This is a genomic window from Streptococcus sp. DD13, from assembly GCF_001578875.1.
GTDB lineage: Bacteria > Bacillota > Bacilli > Lactobacillales > Streptococcaceae > Streptococcus.
In genome coordinates this window covers 1-1,560 of sequence record NZ_KQ969511.1, presented here as the reverse complement: position 1 = coordinate 1,560, position 1,560 = coordinate 1, and the positions used below count along the sequence as shown (strand labels likewise).

The window sequence follows — 1,560 nt, the reverse complement described above, 5'->3', positions numbered from 1 at the left end:
AAAAACATACTAAGATTAGTAGTGAAGAAATCTCCGACGGGAGAGAGTACTCACTACTTTTTCTTTATGTTAAAGTAGAGGTGTCTTGTTAAGTCGTAGCTTCTTTTGGCGCTAGACGTCGTACAAAAAACTGGCAAGACACCTGTTTTAGATAGAATTTTATCAAAGTATGTTGGACGCTAGACGCCGGGTATTGAAAATGAAATCACTAAAATAAGGAATCATTCAAGACAAAGAGGTAAACATAATGCGGACAGTTTTTGGAATTGATGTGAGTAAAGCAAGCTCAGAAGTCGCTATTCTTGTGAATGGTGAAAGGGTTCATGGCTATACTATGCCTAATGACATTATCGGATTTTCTCGTCTACTGGAGGATCTAAAGACCGTGAGCAATCCCGAAATTATTTTCGAAGCTACTGGTGTCTACTCTCGCCGACTTCAGGCCTTTCTAGAAGAAAACAGCTATGACTATACACGTCTTAATCCTTTGGAAGCTAAGAAGCAACTTGATGGATTACGAGTCCGAAAAACCGATAAGATTGACGCAGAGAAACTTGCTTCGTCACAATTTGTTCTAAACCGTAAGCCAACTTATGTTCAAGAAGAAGTCTATCAAAACTTGCATGATCTTAGCCGATTCTACCAAAATCTGACAGAGGATATTGTAAGGACGAAGAATAGGCTGCACAAAGTTCTTCAAGTCGCCTTCCCAGAAATCGAGAATCTACTATCTACTCCTACAGGTGAGCAATATTGGAATCTCGTGTCCATCTTCCCAACCAAGCATTGGGTGCTGGAACTATCAGAAGTTGAGTTGAAAGAAGCTATTCGCAACTCAACCTCTAAACGCATTTCAGAGAACAGAGTAAGTAACTTGACTGAGAAGTTAGTTGGATTGGCGAAGCAATCTTATGCTGGCATTTCAAAAACCTCTCCTATGGTAGAAGAGGTTAAGTATGATGCACAGGAACTTATAAGGTTGACAAACCGTCGGGAACAAGTATTACAACAGTTGATAGCGTTAGCTGAACCTCTACCTGAATATAAGATTCTTCTCTCTATTCCTGGTATCGCAGAAACAACGGCTACAAGCATTATTGGCGAATTAGGAGATATTCGTCGTTTTAAGTCTGCTAATCAAATCAACGCTTTTATCGGTATTGATCTCAAACACTATGAATCAGGAGATTTTCTAGGTCAAGAACATATCACGAAGCGTGGGAATCCTTATGCAAGAAAAATTCTGTACAAATGTATTCACAATATCGCTTCAGCTAGCCATACCAATCCTTGCCATATCGCAGATTTCTATGAGAAACGAAAAAGACAATCGCAGATAACTTCAACTAAGCCACATACGATTGCCTCTATACATCGTCTCATTAGGACAATGTATTATCTTATAATGCATAATAAACTTTACGACTATACTTTAGCCCAAAGTCATTAAAGTCATCTATGCCCTATAATTCTAACACCTTGTTTCAAAAAATGCCAGATAAGGTGTCATTTTTCTATGCTCAAATATCAAAAAAATGGCTCGAACTATCCCTCAAAAAA

General features: G+C 38.5%; 1 protein-coding gene. It reads left to right on the top strand.

Features of this window, described 5'->3' with window-relative positions:
- Nucleotides 1-247: 247 nt before the first annotated feature.
- Nucleotides 248-1,450, top strand: coding sequence for an IS110 family RNA-guided transposase (locus STRDD13_RS08050; protein WP_067103783.1), 1,203 nt, complete (start codon nucleotides 248-250; stop codon nucleotides 1,448-1,450).
- The last annotated feature ends 110 nt before the right edge of the window (nucleotides 1,451-1,560 follow it).

Excerpts from the sequence above, each read along its gene's own strand:
- STRDD13_RS08050 (WP_067103783.1), top strand. The coding sequence starts at position 248 with ATGCGGACAGTTTTTGGAATTGATGTGAGTAAAGCAAGCTCAGAAGTC.